The 18,001-nt window shown below is 69.9% G+C and carries 20 protein-coding genes; 11 read left to right on the top strand and 9 right to left on the bottom strand.

Features of this window, described 5'->3' with window-relative positions:
* The first annotated feature begins 37 nt into the window (after positions 1–37).
* Both G3I71_RS24355 and G3I71_RS24350 read left to right on the top strand, forming a co-directional pair.
* Entirely contained in the window at positions 38–454 is a 417-nt protein-coding gene (locus tag G3I71_RS24355) for a DUF4395 domain-containing protein (RefSeq protein ID WP_164317218.1), read from the top strand.
* Positions 455–644: 190 nt separating this feature from the next.
* Entirely contained in the window at positions 645–1,397 is a 753-nt protein-coding gene (locus G3I71_RS24350; protein WP_164317216.1) for a 1-acyl-sn-glycerol-3-phosphate acyltransferase, read from the top strand.
* Positions 1,398–1,483: 86 nt separating this feature from the next.
* Here G3I71_RS24350 and G3I71_RS24345 read toward each other — a convergent pair whose 3' ends face one another.
* From G3I71_RS24345 to G3I71_RS24325, 5 genes are all read right to left on the bottom strand, one after another.
* Complete coding sequence (locus tag G3I71_RS24345) at positions 1,484–2,167, bottom strand: B3/4 domain-containing protein (RefSeq protein WP_164317214.1); 684 nt, start codon at positions 2,165–2,167, stop codon at positions 1,484–1,486.
* 8 nt (positions 2,168–2,175) lie between these two features.
* Complete coding sequence (locus tag G3I71_RS24340) at positions 2,176–2,769, bottom strand: transglutaminase family protein (RefSeq protein ID WP_164317212.1); 594 nt, start codon at positions 2,767–2,769, stop codon at positions 2,176–2,178.
* Between the two features lie 80 nt (positions 2,770–2,849).
* Positions 2,850–3,920, bottom strand: a complete 1,071-nt coding sequence (locus tag G3I71_RS24335) for a low specificity L-threonine aldolase (RefSeq protein ID WP_164317210.1) — start codon at positions 3,918–3,920, stop codon at positions 2,850–2,852.
* The gene (locus G3I71_RS24330) at positions 3,917–4,672 is read right to left on the bottom strand and encodes an SDR family NAD(P)-dependent oxidoreductase (protein ID WP_164317208.1); all 756 of its coding nucleotides are present in this window, start codon (positions 4,670–4,672) and stop codon (positions 3,917–3,919) included. The genes G3I71_RS24335 and G3I71_RS24330 overlap by 4 nt, the downstream gene beginning before the upstream one ends.
* 41 nt (positions 4,673–4,713) lie before the next feature.
* Positions 4,714–6,111 (bottom strand): DUF6421 family protein, encoded by a 1,398-nt coding sequence (locus tag G3I71_RS24325; protein WP_164317206.1) that lies wholly within the window; start codon positions 6,109–6,111, stop codon positions 4,714–4,716.
* A 287-nt stretch (positions 6,112–6,398) separates the two neighbouring features.
* Here G3I71_RS24325 and G3I71_RS24320 point away from each other — a divergent pair, with 287 nt between their 5' ends.
* Complete coding sequence (locus tag G3I71_RS24320) at positions 6,399–7,082, top strand: glycerophosphodiester phosphodiesterase family protein (RefSeq protein WP_164317324.1); 684 nt, start codon at positions 6,399–6,401, stop codon at positions 7,080–7,082.
* 15 nt (positions 7,083–7,097) lie between these two features.
* Here G3I71_RS24320 and G3I71_RS24315 read toward each other — a convergent pair whose 3' ends face one another.
* Positions 7,098–7,637: a GNAT family N-acetyltransferase gene (locus tag G3I71_RS24315; RefSeq protein ID WP_164317204.1), complete on the bottom strand. Its 540-nt coding sequence runs from the start codon at positions 7,635–7,637 to the stop codon at positions 7,098–7,100.
* Between the two features lie 94 nt (positions 7,638–7,731).
* On the opposite strand from G3I71_RS24315, the gene G3I71_RS24310 reads away from it, so the two are divergent.
* The 5 genes from G3I71_RS24310 to G3I71_RS24290 all read left to right on the top strand — a co-directional run bounded on the left by G3I71_RS24310 (position 7,732) and on the right by G3I71_RS24290 (position 11,312).
* Positions 7,732–8,124: a VOC family protein gene (locus tag G3I71_RS24310; RefSeq protein ID WP_164317201.1), complete on the top strand. Its 393-nt coding sequence runs from the start codon at positions 7,732–7,734 to the stop codon at positions 8,122–8,124.
* 150 nt (positions 8,125–8,274) lie between these two features.
* Complete coding sequence (locus G3I71_RS24305) at positions 8,275–8,835, top strand: DUF5134 domain-containing protein (RefSeq protein WP_164317199.1); 561 nt, start codon at positions 8,275–8,277, stop codon at positions 8,833–8,835.
* An 87-nt stretch (positions 8,836–8,922) separates the two neighbouring features.
* Positions 8,923–9,858 carry a M56 family metallopeptidase gene (locus G3I71_RS24300; protein ID WP_164317197.1) on the top strand — a complete coding sequence of 312 codons (936 nt, stop codon included), beginning with the start codon at positions 8,923–8,925 and terminating at the stop codon, positions 9,856–9,858.
* Positions 9,859–9,915: 57 nt separating this feature from the next.
* A complete protein-coding gene (locus G3I71_RS24295; RefSeq protein WP_164317195.1) occupies positions 9,916–10,602 on the top strand; it encodes a phosphatase PAP2 family protein in 687 nt (228 codons plus the stop codon).
* Positions 10,603–10,622: 20 nt separating this feature from the next.
* Complete coding sequence (locus G3I71_RS24290) at positions 10,623–11,312, top strand: HAD family hydrolase (protein WP_164317193.1); 690 nt, start codon at positions 10,623–10,625, stop codon at positions 11,310–11,312.
* Between the two features lie 262 nt (positions 11,313–11,574).
* On the opposite strand, the gene G3I71_RS24285 is transcribed toward G3I71_RS24290, so the two are convergent.
* Entirely contained in the window at positions 11,575–13,077 is a 1,503-nt protein-coding gene (locus G3I71_RS24285) for a hypothetical protein (protein ID WP_164317191.1), read from the bottom strand.
* A 211-nt stretch (positions 13,078–13,288) separates the two neighbouring features.
* Here G3I71_RS24285 and G3I71_RS24280 point away from each other — a divergent pair, with 211 nt between their 5' ends.
* Positions 13,289–13,945: a DUF305 domain-containing protein gene (locus tag G3I71_RS24280; protein ID WP_164317189.1), complete on the top strand. Its 657-nt coding sequence runs from the start codon at positions 13,289–13,291 to the stop codon at positions 13,943–13,945.
* Positions 13,946–13,990: 45 nt separating this feature from the next.
* Here the strand turns inward: G3I71_RS24280 and G3I71_RS24275 are convergent, their stop codons facing one another.
* Positions 13,991–14,464, bottom strand: coding sequence for a DUF6214 family protein (locus tag G3I71_RS24275; RefSeq protein WP_164317187.1), 474 nt, complete (start codon positions 14,462–14,464; stop codon positions 13,991–13,993).
* Between the two features lie 204 nt (positions 14,465–14,668).
* Here G3I71_RS24275 and G3I71_RS24270 point away from each other — a divergent pair, with 204 nt between their 5' ends.
* Positions 14,669–16,021, top strand: coding sequence for an FAD-dependent oxidoreductase (locus tag G3I71_RS24270; RefSeq protein ID WP_164317185.1), 1,353 nt, complete (start codon positions 14,669–14,671; stop codon positions 16,019–16,021).
* Between the two features lie 164 nt (positions 16,022–16,185).
* Positions 16,186–17,589, top strand: coding sequence for a nucleobase:cation symporter-2 family protein (locus tag G3I71_RS24265; protein WP_164317183.1), 1,404 nt, complete (start codon positions 16,186–16,188; stop codon positions 17,587–17,589).
* On the opposite strand, the gene G3I71_RS51310 is transcribed toward G3I71_RS24265, so the two are convergent.
* Positions 17,500–17,868, bottom strand: a complete 369-nt coding sequence (locus G3I71_RS51310) for a helix-turn-helix transcriptional regulator (protein ID WP_164317181.1) — start codon at positions 17,866–17,868, stop codon at positions 17,500–17,502. The genes G3I71_RS24265 and G3I71_RS51310 overlap by 90 nt on opposite strands.
* Positions 17,869–18,001: the final 133 nt, after the last annotated feature.

The raw sequence follows: 18,001 nt of genomic DNA, 5'->3' as shown, positions 1-18,001 counted from the left end.
CCTGCTCGAAACCTTTCTGTTGCGGAATGATCGCTTCATGGACATCGATGTGAGGGGGCCGCGTTTCGGGGCGGCCGTGACGACCGTCGTGCTGGCGGTCGTGCTGGTCACCGGGAGCGCATGGCTGCTGGCCTGGCAGACGCTGGCGTTCGCGCTGGGCGCGGCGGGCGGGGTCGGCCGCTCCCCGTACGGCTTGCTGTTCCGCAAGGCCGTCCGTCCGCGGCTCGGCCCGCCGACGGAGTTCGAGGCGCCCGAACCGCCGCGGTTCGCGCAGGCGGTCGGACTCGTCTTCGCGGGCGTGGGGCTCGCCGGGTACGCGCTGGGTGTGGAGTGGCTGGGGCTCGCGGCGACCGGCGCGGCTCTGGCGGCGGCGTTTTTGAACGCGGCGTTCGGGTACTGCCTGGGGTGCGAGATGTACCTCGTCGTACGACGGGTGACGGTACGCGCGGAGTAAAGGCGGTTTAAAAGCCCGAGGTGGATCAAGGGGTTACGTGACGATTATCTCGCCCGGCACTGGCACGAGGGCTGGCCACTCGTCCGTTCTTGGGGCACGATCTGCGCAAAGCTGTAAAACCTACGGCTGCGTAACTTCCCGCCGGGAACCGCCTTCCCAGGGAGAGCAGAGAGAAGGGTCATCCCCGTCCATGGCTGAGCTTGTCTACCGTCCCGTCATCGGTCTCGCCCAGACATTGTTCAAGGCCTGGGACCTGAAGATCGACCTCAAGGGATCGGAGAACATCCCGCGCTCGGGCGGTGCGGTGCTGGTGAGCAACCACATCGGCTACCTGGACTTCATCTTCGACGGTCTCGCGGCTCTCCCGCAGAAGCGTCTGGTGCGTTTCATGGCCAAGGAGTCGGTGTTCCGGCACAAGGTCTCCGGCCCGCTGATGCGCAGCATGAAGCACATCCCGGTGGACCGCAAGAACGGCGAGGCGGCATACGCGCACGCTCTGGACGCGCTGCGCTCCGGCGAGATCGTCGGCGTCTTCCCCGAGGCCACGATCTCGCAGTCGTTCACGCTGAAGAGCTTCAAGTCCGGCGCCGCGCGGATGGCCCAGGAGGCGGGCGTCCCGCTGATCCCGATGGCCGTGTGGGGCACACAGCGCCTGTGGACCAAGGGGCATCCGCGCAACTTCAAGCGCAGCCACATCCCGGTCACGATCCGGGTCGGCGAAGCCATCGAGGCGTCCCGCGACAAGTACGCCGGTGCGCTCACGCGGCAGGTGCGTGAGCGCGTGAATGAGCTTCTGGAGGCGGCTCAGCGGGCGTACCCGGTTCACCCCCAAGGGCCGGACGACACCTGGTGGATGCCGGCGCACCTCGGTGGGACGGCCCCTACGCCGGAAGAGGTTCGGGAGACCGAGGCGCAGCCCCCCGGGGGAAGTGCGGGCAGGTAGTTCGTTTGCTGCGGGCCGGTGGGGGCTTGTCGCGCCCACGCGGCGGAGCCGCAGATCGAATACAGCCCCGCGCCCCTATGGGGCGCTCACCTGATCGTGATCTCTGCACCCGGGCTGAACTTCTCCAGCAGTTCGGCGAGTTCCGCGCCGGCCGCCTCCGCTTCCGCGGCCGTCATCGGGGACAGGCATTCCAGGAGGAAGATCGCGGACGTGGACTCCTCGGTGAGCCTCGTGCGCGGGCCCTGGCGCCAGTTCCAGCGGCGGCACGTCACGCCCGCGTCGTCGCACCACACGACCTCACCGGCGTCGGGGTGCTCGACGGTCTCCTCGCCCCCGGCCACGGTCACGAAGTCCTCGGCGCCGGTGGCACGCACGAGCCGCATCCCGCCCTGGACGCGGTCGAGGTCCTCGCCGCCGACCGGGACCAGGTGCGCCACGCTGATCGCGTTGTAGAGGTCGACCAGGACGTTGATGCGGGGCAGGCCGGCATCCGTCAGAGCCCTCTTCGCGAGCGCCTCGGCCGAGTTGCGGGTGCGCGACGGCTTGGAGCCGAACGCCGTGTACGTGTCCCGCCAGGCGACCATGTGCGGGTCCTCGTGCGGGGCCCGGCCATCCAGGCGTGCGACGAGCCGACGGGCCGCATCGTCAAGGAGTGCCGAACTGGCTTCGGTGCTGGGCCCGTTGACGAGACCGTGCGCCTCGATCGCGACGTGGGTGAAGCCGGGCGCGAGCGTGCGCACCTCGTCGGACACGGTCAGGGTGAGTGTCATCGCCTGCCTCAGAGTGCGGTGGGGAGCGTCTTCCAGAGAAACGGCCTGTCGGGCGCGGCCTTCAGCACGTCCAGCACGACCGGATGAGGTTCAGCGTACAGTACTGGATAGTCCATCTCATTGGACTTCACGTCCGGAATCCACGCCAGCCGCTCACCGTCGAGAGAGAACTGCGCATCCACGCCCGCCTTGTTGCCCCGCGGGTCCTGACGGTGCCAGGCGCCGTTGAACCGTACGGCGACCAGGCCGTGCACGACGTGCCCTCCCCCGCCGTCGCCCGCCAGCCGCTGGTAGCACAGCCCCGTGGGGATGTCCTCGGCGCGCAGCAGAGCGGTCAGCGCGTGGGCCTTGGCGTGACAGATGCCGGTGCGCTGCTCCAGGACGGCGGAGGCCCGCCAGGTGACCCGCGGGTCACCGCTGTCGGCGGAGTGCGGGATGGCGTCGCGCACGAACTCGTACGCCGCCCGCGCATAGGCATACGAGTCGGCCGCTCCCTTGGCGAGCCGCGCGGCAGTCTCCCGCACGAGCGGGTGATGATGGTCGATGACCTCGTCGGCCGCCAGATACGCGGACAGGTCGGGGTTGTTCTGGATCAGCTCCATGAGCCCAGAGCATAGAAAAGCGATCACCCAACAGTCAATGACTTTTCAGGTGACCGCATATCTATGCATCGAGGAGAGTGCTAGCGCGCCATCTCCTCCTTCAGCGCCGCCACGAACGCGTCGACGTCGTCCTCGGTCGTGTCGAACGCGCACATCCACCGGACGTCGCCCGCGGTCTCGTCCCAGAAGTAGAAGCGGAAGCGCTTCTGCAGGCGTTCGCTCACGTCGTGCGGAAGGCGGGCGAAGACCGCGTTCGCCTGGACCGGGTAGAGGATCTCGACCCCGTGCACGGCCCGTACGCCCTCGGCCAGTCGCTGCGCCATCGCGTTGGAGTGGCGGGCGTTGCGCAGCCACAGGTCCTTGGCGAGCAGCGCCTCCAACTGCACCGAGACGAAGCGCATCTTGGAGGCGAGCTGCATGGACAGCTTCCGCAGATGCTTCATGTGGCTGACGGCGTCCTGGTCGATGACGACGACCGCCTCGCCGAACAGCGCACCGTTCTTCGTCGCGCCGAGGGAGAGGATGTCGACGCCGGCCGCGTTGGTGAACGTCCGCATCGGGACGTCGAGCGAGGCAGCCGCGTTGGCTATGCGGGAGCCGTCCAGGTGGACCTTCATGCCGTGCGCGTGGGCGTGGTCGCAGATCGCGCGGATCTCGTCCGGGGTGTAGAGGGTGCCCAGTTCCGTGCTCTGGGTGATCGAGACGACCTGCGGCATCGCGCGGTGCTCGTCGTCCCAGCCGTACGCCTGCCGGTCGATCAGGTCGGGGGTCAGCTTGCCGTCGGGTGTGGGCACCGTGAGCAGCTTGAGGCCGCCCATGCGTTCGGGGGCACCGCCCTCGTCGACGTTGATGTGCGCGCTCTCGGCGCAGATCACGGCGCCCCAGCGGTCGGTGACCGCCTGGAGTGCGACGACGTTCGCCCCGGTGCCGTTGAAGACGGGGAACGCCTCCGCCGTGGCCCCGAAGTGGCTGCGGACGAGCCGCTGGAGGTTCTCCGTGTAGTCGTCCTCGCCGTACGCGACCTGGTGCCCACCATTGGCCAGGGCCAGCGCGGCGAGCACCTCGGGGTGGACCCCCGCGTAGTTGTCACTGGCGAAGCCTCGGGCCTCCGGGTCGTGATGACGGCGTGCGTCGGTCCTCGGAGGGTTCACGGCTTCTCGGTCAGCCACAGACGTTTCCCGTTCACTTCGGCGGCGGGCCGCTCCCAGACGCCGACGATGGCCTCGGCCAGCTCCTTGACGTCGGTGAAGCCCGCGAACTTCGCGTTGGGCCGCTCCGCGCGCATCGCGTCGTGCACCAACGCCTTCACGACCAGGATCGCAGCCGCCGATGTCGGCCCCTCGGCGCCCTCGGCCGCCCCGGCCTTGCGGAAGTAGTCGGCCATGGCGAGCGTCCACGCCTCGGCGGCGGCCTTGGCGGCTGCGTACGCGGCGTTGCCCGCGGTGGGGCTGCTCGCACCGGCGGCGCTGGTCAGGACGTACCGGCCGCGGTCGCTGCGCTGGAGCGCCTCATGGAAGGCGAGGGAGGTGTGCTGCACGGTGCGGATGAGCAGCAGTTCCAGCAGGTCCCAGTCGTCGAGGACCGTCTTGGTGAAGGTCTCGCTGCCGCGCCAGCCGCCCACGAGGTGGACCAGGCCGTCGACGCGCCCGAAGTCCTTCTCGATACGGGTGGCCCAGTCCCGGGTCGACTGGAGATCGAGCAGGTCGACGGTGTCGCCGACGACGGTGGCACCGCCGTACGCGTAGCTCGCCGCGTCCACGGCCTCCGCGAGCCGCTCCGGGTCGTTGTCCGAGCCGACGACGGTCGCGCCCGACTCGGCGAGCCTGAGCAGCGTGGCCCGGCCGGCCGGGCCGCCGGCGCCCGCGACCGCGATCACCGCACCGCTGAGAGAACCGTTCCGCATGTTCATCGCCTCCTGAGCAGTGTTTTCGGTGGCACGGTCGCTCACGCGGCGATCCGCTCGGCGCTCTCCGCGGTGATCCCCCTGGTGGAGGCGATCACGCTCTTCAGCTTCTTGGAGAGTGCCTCATAGAACATGCTCAGCGGAAACTCGTCCGGAAGCACGTCGTCCACGAGCTTGCGCGGCGGCTGGCTCAGGTCCAGGGCGTCGGGGCCCTTGGCCCAGCGGGAGCCCGGGTGCGGGGCGAGATGGCCGGCGACCAGCTCGTACGCCTTGAACCAGTGGACGAGCTTGGGCCGGTTGATGCCCTCGCGGTACAGGGTCTCGATCTCGGCGCAGAGCTGGTTGGTGACCTGCGGGGCCCGCTGCCAGTCGATGTGCAGCGTGTTGTCGGTCCAGCGGATCACGTCGTGCTGGTGCAGGTACGCGAAGAGCAGCTGCCCGCCGAGGCCGTCGTAGTTGCGGACGCGCTCGCCGGTGACCGGGAAGCGGAACATCCGGTCGAACAGCACCGCGAACTGCACGTCACGGGCCTGCGGAACGCCTTCCGCCTCCAGCTTCACGGCCTCCTTGAAGGCGGTGAGGTCGCAGCGCAGCTCCTCCAGGCCGTACATCCAGAACGGCTGGCGCTGCTTGATCATGAAGGGGTCGAAGGGCAGGTCGCCGTGGCTGTGGGTGCGGTCGTGGACCATGTCCCACAGGACGAACGCCTCCTCGCAGCGCTTCTGGTCGTGGACCATCGCGGCGACGTCCGCGGGCAGTTCGAGGCCGAGGATGTCGACGGCGGCGTCGGTGACACGGCGGAAGCGGGCGGCCTCGCGGTCGCAGAAGATGCCGCCCCAGGTGAATCGTTCCGGCGCCTCACGCACGGCGATGGTCTCCGGGAAGAGGACGGCCGAGTTGGTGTCGTACCCGGCCGTGAAGTCCTCGAAGGTGATGCCGCAGAACAGCGGATTGTCGTAGCGCGTGCGCTCCAGCTCGGCCAGCCAGTCGGGCCAGACCATGCGCAGGACAACCGCTTCGAGGTTGCGGTCGGGGTTGCCGTTCTGCGTGTACATCGGGAAGACGACCAGGTGCTGGAGGCCGTCCGCGCGGCTCGCGGCGGGCTGGAAGGCCAGCAGCGAGTCGAGGAAGTCCGGCACCCGGAAACCGCTGTCGGACCACCGGCGCAGATCCTTGGCGAGGGCCTGGTGGTAGTCGGTGTCGTGCGGGAGCAGCGGGGAGAGTTCCGCGACGGCGTCCACGATCCGGCGTACGGCGAGATCGATGTCCGCGGGGTCCGGGGCGTCCTCCCGGTCGAAGTCGATCGACCCGTCCTTGGCCTGCCATGGCCGGATCTGCTCCACGGCATCCTTGAGCACGGGCCATGCCGGGTGCTCCACCACCCTGCCGAGCGCGGTAAACCGCTCGTCCATAACCGCCTGCACAAGAATTTCCGTCATTTCCCATCCTCCACGGGAGAACCTCGCGTCAAGACACCGTATGTGCACGAGGTTCCCGAACACAAGGCGAGATAGGAGAGATTATCCTGCACACTCCCATGGTCACCGCGTTTTTTCCTGCCGGAAACCTTGAGGACGGTGACTTCCATACCCGACAGCGTCCCGTTCACACTCCTTCCCGGGCGACTGCTTCCGGCCACCTGTTCCGGCGCGTCCGTACGGGTTCAATGCCGGGCCGGACGGTTAGGCTGCGGCAGCCGAGCGCCGTCGACGGAAGCGAGTTGACCTTGAACTTTCTGACCATCGGGCACCGCGGGATCATGGGCGTGGAACCGGAGAACACCCTGCGTTCGTTCGTCGCCGCCGAGCAGGCGGGCCTCGACATGATCGAACTCGATCTGCGTCTCAGCAGGGACGGCACCCTCGTCGTCATGCACGACGCCGACCTGGACCGCACGACCGACGGCACCGGGCCCGTCGCCGACAGGACCCTCGCCGAACTGCGCGCCCTGGACGCCGGCCGCGACGAGCGCGTCCCGGTCTTCGAGGAGGTCCTGGACGCCGTCGCCGTACCGCTCCAGGCCGAGATCAAGGACACAGCGGTGGCCCGGGCGCTGGCCGAGGTGATGGAACGCCGGGAGCTGACCGCACGGGTCGAGGTGTCCTCCTTCCACGAGGACGCGCTCGCCGAGATCACCCGCCTGGTGCCCGGGGTACGCACGGCGCTCATCGCCGGCCGCTACGGCACCGACGTCGTGGACCGCGCCACCCGCGTCGGCGCCTCGACCGTGTGCCTCGACATCCGGCGCCTCACCCTGGAGATCGTCGAGCTCGCGAGGAAGTCGGACCTGCGGATCATCGGCTGGGTGGTGAACACCCAGGACCAGCTGCGCCTCGCACGCGCCCTGCAACTGGACGGCGCGACCACCGACCACCCGCAGATCAAACGCACGGGCCGCTTCACCGCGTAGCGAGCCCGCCGGAGATCACACCAGTTCCTTGACCAGCAGCTCGAACTGCAGATCGTCACGCTGCGGCACTCCGAACCGCTCGTCGCCGTACGGGAAGGGGCTCATCTCTCCCGTACGGCGGTAGCCGCGCCGCTCGTACCAGGCGATCAGGTCGTTCCGTACGGAGATCACGGTCATGTGCATCGCCCGCGCGCCCCAGGTCTCGCGCGCCGAGCGCTCGGCCTCGGCGATGATCACCTTGCCGAGGCCCGCGCCCTGGAGGGCCGGGCTGACCGCGAACATGCCGAAGTAGGCGTGGTCGCCGCGGTGTTCGAGCTGGCAGCAGGCGACCACCCGGCCGTCCTGCTCGACGGTCAGGAGCCGGCTGTCGGCGGACTTGATGACGTCGAGTACACCCTGCGCGTCGCTCCGCTGCCCTTCGAGGATGTCCGCCTCGGTGGTCCAGCCGGCCCGGCTGGAATCTCCCCGGTACGCCGACTCGATCAGCGCGACGAGGACGTCGACATCGGCCTCGGTGGCGTCACGGAAGGTGGGTCCGGTGGCTGCGGTGTCCATGGCGGCGGTTCTCCGAGTGCTCGGGTTGCTCCTACGGCGCGGGCACCGACGATCGTAACGCCCGTCGCGGGCGGGCCCACTAGGCTCCGGTTGCATGGTGCATGTACTGAGCAGCCGGGTTCTCCTCCGTCCCCTGGACCCGGAGCGCTCCCGGGTCTTCTACGGCGAGCACCTGGGCCTCGCCGTCCACCGCGAGTTCGGTACGGGGCCGGAGCGGGGCACGGTCTACTTCCTCGGCGGTGGGTTCCTCGAACTCTCGGGGCGGGCCGAGGAGCCCCCGTCGCCGTCCGTACGGCTGTGGTTGCAGGTGGCGGACGTGACGGCCGCGCACGACGAGCTGGCATCCCGGGGCGTCGAGATCCTCCGGCCGCCGGTGCAGGAGCCGTGGGGGCTCGTCGAGATGTGGATCGCCGACCCGGACGGCACGCGGATCGTGCTGGTGGAGGTACCGGCGGACCATCCGTTGCGGTACCGGCCCGGTATCTGACGCCCGCCCGGTGCCGAGGCCGGGACGAACGGCCTCACCTGCGGTGCTCCGGCCTGCGCTCCCCCCGCGTACACCCTTGCGCTCGTATGCGCACCGCCCTGCGCGGGCATCCCTCCAGCGGAGGTCTCGGGGGTCCAGGGGGAGGTACGTGTGCACGGTCCGGTTTCGCCCGGGTGGCTGCTGGTCGCGCTGTGCGTGGCGACCGGGGCGTACTGCCTGCTGCGGATGCGCAGCACCGTCGAGGAACAGCGCCGGGCCGCGGGCGGCGAGGCGCTGATGGGCTTCGGTATGGCCGCGATGGCCGTACCGGCCGCTGTACTCACCCCGCCGCGCTGGGCCTGGCTGGTGTACACGGTCGTGTTCGGCAGTGCCGCGCTGCGCGCCCTGTGGGCGGCCCGCACCGGGCCGCACCATCTGCACCATCTGATGGGCGCGTCCGCCATGGCCTACATGGCTGCCGTGATGGCCGCCGCTCCCGGTCACCACCACGGGTCCGGCGGCTCCGGCGTCCCCTTGCTGACGACGACTCTGCTCCTCTACTTCACCGGGTACGTGCTGCTGTCCGGCGCCCGACTGGTGTCCGTGCCCGTCCCGGCCGTCGGCGGCGGGTTCCGGACGGGCTCGCTCGGCTGGGGCGACCGGCCCGAACTGGCGCGCGCCTGCCGACTGTCGATGGGCATGGCGACGGTCGCCATGCTGATCACGCTCTGACTGTCGGACTGTACGAAACCGTGGTCTGCGTCACTTTGCCGCGGCGGACCGTAGGTCCGGGCGCCGCCCCGCTCATAGGCTGCACCCATGATGGTCCCCGCGGCACTGCTGCTGCTCGGCGCGCTGACCGCCGTCGTCGCCCCGCGGCTGCTCGCCCGCGCGGACTGGCCGGACCGCGAACCGGTGGTCGCCCTGTGGGTGTGGCAGTGCGCGGTTGCCGCCGTACTGGTGTGCTGCGCGCTGTCGATGACGCTGAGCGCGGCGGCTGCCTGGCAGGCCGTGCGCGGCCATGTGTTCGCCCCGGCACCGCACGAGGTCGTCGAGGCCTACGTCCTGGGCGCCTCCCGTCCCTGGGCCGCGACGACGGCCGTGGCGCTCGCCTGCGGCGGGCTGTGGACCGCGGCGATGCTCGTCCGTGAGGTCGTGCGGGCTCGCAGTCGGCGCAGGCTGCGGCGTACCGAACTCCTGGTCCGCGCACCGCTGTTGCCCGGCGAGGAACCGCGCCCCGACCGGCTCGTGGTCCTGGAGGGCGAGCGCGCCGACGCCTGGTGGCTGCCTGGCGCCGCACCCGGGCTCGTCGTCACCACGGCCGCGCTGCGCCGCCTCAAGGGGCGTCAACTGGACGCCGTGCTCGCCCACGAGCAGGGGCACGCGCGGGCCCGCCACGACTGGCTGCTGCACTGCTCGGGCGCGCTGGCAGGCGGGTTTCCGCAGGTGCCGGTCTTCGCATCGTTCCGGGACGAGATGCACCGGCTGGTGGAACTCGCCGCCGACGACATGGCCTCCCGCCGCTTCGGCCGTCTGACGACCGCACTCGCCCTGGTCGAACTCAACGAGGACCGGGGCGTGTTCGGCCCGTCCCCGACCCCGCAGGCGCACGTCTCGCTGCGCGTCCACCGGTTGCTGGCCGCACCGGACCGGCTGACGCCGGGCCGAAGGCTTCGGCTGACGGCGGCTGCGGCCCTCGTTCCGGTGATCCCGGTGCTGGTGGCGTTCGTGCCGGGGCTGCGGGCACTCGGATAGCGCGCCGCCGTACGCCTCGGCTGGCCTCCCGCCCGGAGCGTCGGCGAGGATCGCATCATGCGCACCTCCCACCTCACCCCCCGGCTCCGGCGCCCGGTCCCGTACCCGGCCGTCCGGGTCATCGTCGCCCTGGCCCTTGCCTCCGGGCTGCTGCTGACCCTGGTCGCGATGGACTGGCATCCGCTGATCACTCTCGACGGCGACATCGCGCGTGCCACCCATCGCCGGGCGGTCGACGAACCCGGGCTCACGCACGTCTTCCGGATCCTGACGGACTGGGTGTGGGACCCGCTGACGATGCGCCTGCTGGTCGCGGCCGTGACGGTGTGGCTGGTGTGGCGGCACTCGGCATGGCCGCTCGCGCTGTGGCTGGTGGTCGCCTGTGCGCTGGGCACGGTGCTCCAGCAGGGCCTGAAGGCGGCGGTCGGCCGCGCCCGTCCCGTCTGGCCCGACCCCGTCGACTCCGCGCACTACGCGGCCTTCCCCTCCGGCCACGCCATGACCGCCACTGTGGTGTGCGGCCTCCTGCTGTGGCTGCTGCGCCGGTACGGCGCCGGACGCGTCCTGTGGTGTACGACGGTCACCGTGGCGGTGGTCTCGGTCGTGGGCGTCGGTCTGACCCGGATCTGGCTCGGCGTCCACTGGCCGTCGGACGTGCTGGGCGGATGGCTCCTCGGGGCGCTCGTGGTGGCACTGACGGTGGTGTCGTACGCACGGTTCGAGCGGAGGCCTGAGCGGCACTGACCCCGAGTAGGGTCCAGCGCATGGCTGCCGTGCTGTTCGACTTCTCCGGGACCCTCTTCCGCATCGAGTCCACCGAGGCCTGGCTGCGCGCCGTGCTCGCCGAGCGCGGGCTCGCCCTGCCGGAGCCGGAACTCGTGGTGTCCGCAAGGGCGTTGGAGGCGGCGGGGGCCCTGCCGGGCGGGGCCTCTCCGGCACGGTTGCCGGAGGAGCTGGCCGCTGTGTGGGGGATCCGTGACGAGAGCGCCGAGCTGCACCGGGCCGCGTACACCGGGGTCGCCCGGCAAGTGCCGCTTCCCGAACCGGCGTTGTACGACGCGCTGTACGAGCGGCACATGACGCCGGCCGCGTGGACCCCGTACGCCGATGCCGTCGAGGTGCTGGGCGCGCTGCGAGAGCGCGGGATCTCCGTCGGGGTGGTGAGCAACATCGGCTGGGACCTGCGTCCCGTCTTCCGGGAGCACGGGCTGGACCCGTACGTCGACGCCTACGTCCTGTCGTACGAGCACGGCATCCAGAAGCCGGACCCTCGCCTGTTCAAGGTCGCCTGCGACGCGCTCGGCGTCGTCCCGAACGACGTGTTGATGGTCGGCGACGACCGGCACGCGGACGGGGGCGCGGCGGCCCTGGGATGCGCGGTGCACTTCGTGGACCATCTGCCGGTGTCGCGACGGCCGGACGGACTGCGGCCGGTGCTCGGCCTGATCGGCTGAAACCACCCTGTGAGACGGGCACGCCTGTCTGAGGTGATCCCCCGCGTCACCCCAGACAGGCGGCCGCCCGAAACCGCCCGCACGGGGCCGCTCCGGCTGCGTCGGCCATTGCCAACTGACAAAATGTCAACGCAGAAGTAACAGCATGTCCCCACCCGGCGCCTCGGTCAATGAGGAATCACAGCGGTGTTCTCGGACATGCGCGTCCCGCTGGGCACCGAGGTGCCCAGCGGGACGCGCGTCAAGGGCTTTGCCGGTGACGTCAGTCGAAGTAGTCCGGCTGCGTCTGGACGTTCAACTCACGCACGCGGACCTTCTTGGCCGGATCCGTGCGCCGGTCGTCGAGCTTCAGGACGTCGAAGCCCTTGGCGATGTCGTTCGAGTAGATGTAGCCGTTGTAGTAGTACGCCGACCAGGAGCCGCCGCCCACCAAGGTGGTTGTGGAGATCGGACCGCGCTCGAAGTAAGCGATCTCCCTGGGCTTCAGGGAGTTGGTGAAGTCCCAGACGGAGAGGCCGCCCTGGTACCAGGCCTGGACCATGATGTCCTTGCCCTTGACCGGGATCAGCGAGCCGTTGTGGGCGACGCAGTTCTCGGTGTCCGCCTGGTGGCGGGGGATCTTGTAGTAGCTCTTGAAGACGAGCTTGCGCTTGTCGCCCTTGCCAACGATGTCGTAGATACCGTCGGCGCCGCGGTTCGGACCGATCCGCGCGTTGCAGGTGGCCGCGCCGCCGCCGCCCAACTCGTCGGTGAAGACGACCTTGTTGGCCTTCTGGTTGAAGGTCGCCGAGTGCCAGAACGCGAAGTTGACGTTGTCCTGGACCTGGTCGATGACCTTCGGGTGCTCCGGGTCCTTGATGGAGAACAGGATGCCGTCGCCCATGCAGGCGCCCGCCGCGAGATCCTCGGAGGGCAGCACGGTGATGTCGTGGCAGCCGGTGGTCTTGGACACACCCGGGTTGGTGGGCGAACCGGGGTTGCCGCCGCCGTCGGGGCCCTCACCGGGGAACAGCACCGGGAAGCCGACAACTGCCGCCTTCTCGGGGGCGTTTCGCGGCACCTTGATGATCGAGATGCCGTCGTGCGGCGGCTGGCAGTCGGGGAAGGCGGCGCTCGGCGAGTACGAGGAGACGTACACGTAGACGTTCTTGCGCTCGGGCACCAGGGTGTTGGTGTGCGAGCCGCAGGCGGTCTCCACGGCGGCGACGTACTTCGGGTTCGCCTTGTCCGTGATGTCGAAGATCTTCATGCCCTCCCACGACGACTTCTCGGTCGCGGGCTGCGTGACGCTGTTGCAACTGCTGTCGTTGCGCGAGGAGTCGGTGGACAGGAAGAGCAGGTTCCCGGAGACGGAGATGTCGTTCTGGCCGCCGGGGCACAGCACCTGGGCGACGGTCTTCGGGGCCTTCGGGTTGCTGATGTCGAAGACGCGGAAGCCGTCGTAGTTGCCGGAGAAGGCGTACTTCCCCTGGAAGGCGAGGTCCGAGTTGGTACCGGGCAGCGCGTCCTTGGGGATGTTGGTGAGGTGCGTGATGTTGTCGGAGTGGACGATCTCGTCCACCCCGGGTATCTCACCCTCGGCCAGGGCTTCCTCGACCTGGGTCTCCACGCTCTTGGAGATCTTCTCCGGCACCGTCGGGCCGTCCCCCGGGTCGGGGGTCGCGGCCGCGGGACCTGCGGTCAGCATCGCGGCCAGGAGTCCGGCCGCTGCGGCGGCAACTCCCAGACGTCTGTGCCGCGTTCGGGGATCGTTCAACAGGGTCACTGCATCCTCCCTGGTAGCCGTTCGAGTCAGAACGGTTCACGGTCCTCCGAAGTATCGTCTTTATCATGCACTGATCAACAGTAGGCAATGCACTCGTCATGAAAGTTTCCGATCACCGGCGAATGGAAGCGTGCTAGGACGGACACAGCACTCACGAGGTGCGCCTGCTCTCACAAGGTGTCCGCCAACCCACCTGACACTGGAGGTCGTTGTGCCCGTCCGCCGCGCGTCCCGTACCTTTCGCCCGGTCCTGGCCGTGCTCGCGCTCACCCTCGCGCTCGGCGCCTGCGACTCGGACTCGTCCCCCGACGCGGATGCCGGGTCCGTGAAGGCGACAGGTCCTTCGGTGATCGCGCCCGGCCTGCCCGGCGAGGCGGCCCGGACGCTCACTCCGGAGGAGGCCAAGGCGCAACTGCCGGACGACTCGCCCAACTCGGCGGACATCTCGTACGCCCGCCGGATGATCGAGCACCACGCGCAGGCGATCGAGATCACCGAACTGGTGCCGAAACGCGCCGAGTCGACACCCGTGAAGCTGCTGGCCGAGCGCATCGCCGCCGCACAGGGTCCCGAAATCGCCGCGATGCAGGGCTGGTTGGAGGACAACGGCAGCGACGACAAACCCACCGGGCACACCCACGAGGCGATGCCCGGCATGGCGACCGAGGCTCAGCTCGCCACATTGCGCACGGCTGAGGGGAAGGCGTTCGACAAACTGTTCCTGACGTTGATGATCACGCACCACGAGGGGGCCGTCGCCATGGCCACCGAGGTGAAGGGGCAGGGCAACAACGTCCGGATCGAGGAGATGGCCGACGACGTGATCGCGCAGCAGACGGCCGAGATCAACAGGATGCGCGGAATGTAGTCGGCGTACGCCGAGTTGCGCGGGCCTCCCCCGGAAAACCCCTGCTCAGCGCCGGGCATGACGAGGCGTCAGGAACCCCGCGTCGCGGGCCTGCGAGATCAGCCTGAGGGATCGGCGTCGGCTGTGCCCGGTCGCGCACATCACGGCGAGAACGGGGTCGGCGCCCTCCTCCTGGGCCGCCCGGTACTCCTCCGAGACCAGCCACCGCCCCTCGACGCCACGCGGCCAGGCGGGCCGGGCACGACGGGGCCGCAGGCCCGCCTCGGCCTCCCCGGCATTCGCGGGCCCGTCGCCGCACGCCTCGAAGAGCGGTCCCTCGATCCAGTCCGCGAGGGCCGCCAGATCGTCGAGCGACAGCGCCGGCTGCGCCCGTACGTCCTCGATGGAGACGCCCGCGTGAGTGACCACGGCGAGTACGTCGACGCAGGCGCCGTCGGTGAAGGCGAGCCGGACGTCGAACCATGCCGTCGTCGCCGAGCCCTCGTGCTCCTGTACTTCCCAGGCGGGCCGTACCGACACCGCGCCCTCCGTCGGACAGCGACCGGAAAGATTAAGAAAGGATGCTTCTAGCACATACGGAACGTAACCGCATCATCACATTCCATACGAACGGACACGCACGCCCGTCCCGCCCCGCACCCTGTCAGCGCAGCTCCGGGAGTGCGATCCTGAAGGTGTCAGCAACAGGGAGTTCCACAGCGTCCCGCAGTGAGGGGTTCCGCCGTGTTGCGTGTCGCCGTCGTGGGTTCGGGTCCGAGTGGGGTCTACACCGCGCAGAGTCTGGTCCAGCAGGACCCGGAGGTGCTGGTCGACGTCCTCGACCGGCTGCCGGCGCCGTACGGACTGGTGCGGTACGGCGTGGCACCGGACCACGAGAAGATCAAGTCGCTGCAGAACAACCTCCGCACGGTCCTGGAGCATGACCGGGTGCGTTTCCTCGGCGGTGTCCGGATCGGCCGCGGCCCCGGCGAGCTGCCGGGCGCCCGGCTGCGGGAGCTGTACCACGCGGTGGTGTACTGCGTGGGCGCCGCCACCGACCGCCACCTGGGGATTCCCGGCGAAGAGCTGCCGGGGAGCTGGTCGGCGACACAGTTCGTGTCCTGGTACAGCGCCCACCCGGACGCCGTCGACGACGGCTTCGTCCATGGGGCGCGCTCCGCCGTGGTCATCGGCGTCGGGAACGTGGCGGTGGACGTGGCCCGGATGCTGGCGCGCGGTCCGGCCGAGCTGAGCCCCACCGACATACCGCAGGCGGCGCTCACCGCACTGGCCGCGAGCCGGGTGACCGACATCCACATGGTGGGCCGGCGCGGCCCCTCGCAGGCCCGCTTCACCACCAAGGAACTGCGTGAACTGGGCTCCTTGCCGGACACCCAGGTCGTCGTGGACGAGGCCGAGCTGGCGCTCGATCCGGCGTACGCCGACCCGTCCGCCCTGCCCGCCGCGCAGCGCCGCAACGTGGAGGCACTGCGCGGCTGGGCGACCGTGTCTCCCTCGGGTGCCGCCCGCCGCATCAGGCTGCGTTTCTTCCGCCGCCCGGTCGAGCTGCTCGCCGCCGGGGGCCGGGTGGGTGCGGTGCGTTTCGAGCGGACGGTGCCGGACGGGACCGGCGGCGTGACGGGGACAGGGCAGTACGAGGACATCGAGGCGCAGCTCGTGCTCCGCTCGGTCGGCTATCGCGGGGTCCCGCTCGACGGGCTGCCGTTCGACGCGGCCCACGGCACCGTGCCGCATCTCGCGGGCCGCGTCCTGCGCGGCGACAGCCCCTCCCTCGGCGAGTACGTGGCCGGCTGGATCAAGCGCGGCCCGACCGGCGTCATCGGCACCAACCGCCCCTGCGCCAAGGAGACGGCGACCTCCCTGCTCGCGGACGCCGCCGCACTCGTACGGCAGGAGCGGCCCGAGGACCCGCTGACGGCACTGCGCGCGGCGGGGTTCCGGCCGGTCGAGTGGGCGGGCTGGCAGGCGATCGAACGGGCCGAGGCGGAACTGGGCGCCACGCTGGGGCGGGGCGTGGTGAAACTGCCTGACTGGAACTCCCTGATGGCGGCAGCAGGGGCTGCGGGCATCCCCTAGGGGCGCGGGGAACTGCGCGGTCGGCCCCCACCGGCCCGCAGACAACACACCACCTCCGCAGGTACGACACGCATCGGCAACAGGTCAGTAATCAACAAATTGTTCAAGCCCCTTACGGTCTCGTCGAGCACGGATGCTCGCCCGCCGCCGCCCCTGGAGTACCTATGACCCCCACCGCACCCCCACCCGTGCACCCCGTAGACGAGGTCCCACCCGTACGACAGCTCGCCGCCTTCGGCCTGCAGCATGTGCTCGCGATGTACGCGGGGGCCGTGGCCGTGCCCCTGATCGTCGGCGGCGCGATGAAGCTGTCGGCCGCCGATCTGGCGTATCTGATCACCGCGGACCTGCTGGTCTGCGGGATCGCGACGCTCATCCAGTGCGTGGGTTTCTGGCGCTTCGGTGTCCGGCTGCCGATCATGCAGGGGTGCACCTTCGCGGCCGTGTCGCCGATGGTCCTCATCGGTACGACGGGCGGCGGGCTCCCCGCGATCTACGGCTCGGTGATCGTCGCGGGGCTCGCGATCGTGCTGCTCGCGCCGGTCTTCGGGCGGTTGCTGCGCTTCTTCCCGCCGCTGGTGACCGGCACGGTGATCCTGATCATCGGCCTCTCGCTGCTGCCGGTGGCGGGCAACTGGGCGGCCGGCGGGGTGGGTTCGGCGGAGTTCGGTGAACCGAAGAACCTGGCGCTGGCCGGCTTCGTGCTGGCCGTGGTGCTCGGCGTGCAGCGGTTCGCGCCGGTGTTCCTGAGCCGGATCGCGGTGCTGATCGGCATCGTGGTGGGGCTGGCCGTGGCGATTCCCTTCGGCTTCACGGACTTCGACGGGGTCGGGGACGCGGACTGGGTCGGCATCAGTACGCCGTTCCACTTCGGGGCGCCCACCTTCGAGGCGTCGGCGATCATCTCCATGCTGGTGGTGGCGCTGGTGACGATGACCGAGACGACCGGTGACCTGATCGCCGTCGGCGAGATGACCGGCCGGAAGATCGAGCCGCGCTCCCTCGCCGACGGACTGCGGGCCGACGGCTTGTCCACCGTCCTCGGCGGTGTCTTCAACACCTTTCCGTACACGGCGTACGCGCAGAACGTCGGCCTCGTCGGGATGACCCGGGTGCGCAGCCGCTGGGTCGTGGCGACCGCCGGCGGCATCCTCGTACTGCTGGGCCTGCTGCCCAAGCTGGGCGCGGTGGTCGCGGCCGTACCGGCGCCGGTGCTGGGCGGCGCGGGCCTGGTGATGTTCGGGACGGTCGCCGCGAGCGGGGTGCGCACGCTGGCCCGGGTCGAGTTCGGCGACAACCACAACCTGACGGTCGTGGCCGTCTCGGTGGCCGTGGGCATGCTGCCGGTCGGTGTGCCGACGGTGTACGCGAAGTTCCCGGACTGGTTCCAGACGGTGATGAACAGCGGCATCAGCGCGGGCTGCCTGACGGCGATCGTACTGAACCTGCTCTTCAACCACCTTGCGGGGAAGGGCGGTTCAGTCGGTGGCGACCCGGCCGATACGGTCGGCCTGGCGGGCGGCGGCGAGCAGGACGCTGTCGAGAAGTCCCGGGAAGAGGTCGTCTAGGTCGTCCCGGCGCAGGCCGTTCATCTTGGCCGTGCCCTGGTAGACCTGCCGGATCACGCCGCTCTCGCGCAGCACCCGGAAGTGGTGCGTGGTCGTGGACTTGGTGACCGGCAGCACGAAGTGCGAACAGGAGAGCTCGTCGCCGGTGGCGGCGAGCTCTCGCACGACCTGGAGCCGCATCGGGTCCGAGAGCGCGTGCAGCACGCCTTCCAGCCGGATCCCCTCGCGCACCGGGTGCGGAAGATCGCGGCTGCCGGGGGCGGGGGCTGCGGTGGTCACGGCGGCTCCACTTCGTATTCGCCCGAGAATTCCGGTCCTGAGAGATTCAGCCCTGAGAGTTTCAGTCCCGGGAAGCCCATAGTACGAGAAGTCTCGTAGTTTGACACTCGCCGTACTACGATGCCTATCGTAC

Origin of the sequence: Streptomyces sp. SID12501 (genome assembly GCF_010550245.1) — a bacterium.
Classification (GTDB): Bacteria; Actinomycetota; Actinomycetes; order Streptomycetales; family Streptomycetaceae; genus Streptomyces.
Note: the sequence above shows the minus strand (reverse complement) of the source record. Positions and strands in the feature narration are given on the sequence as shown.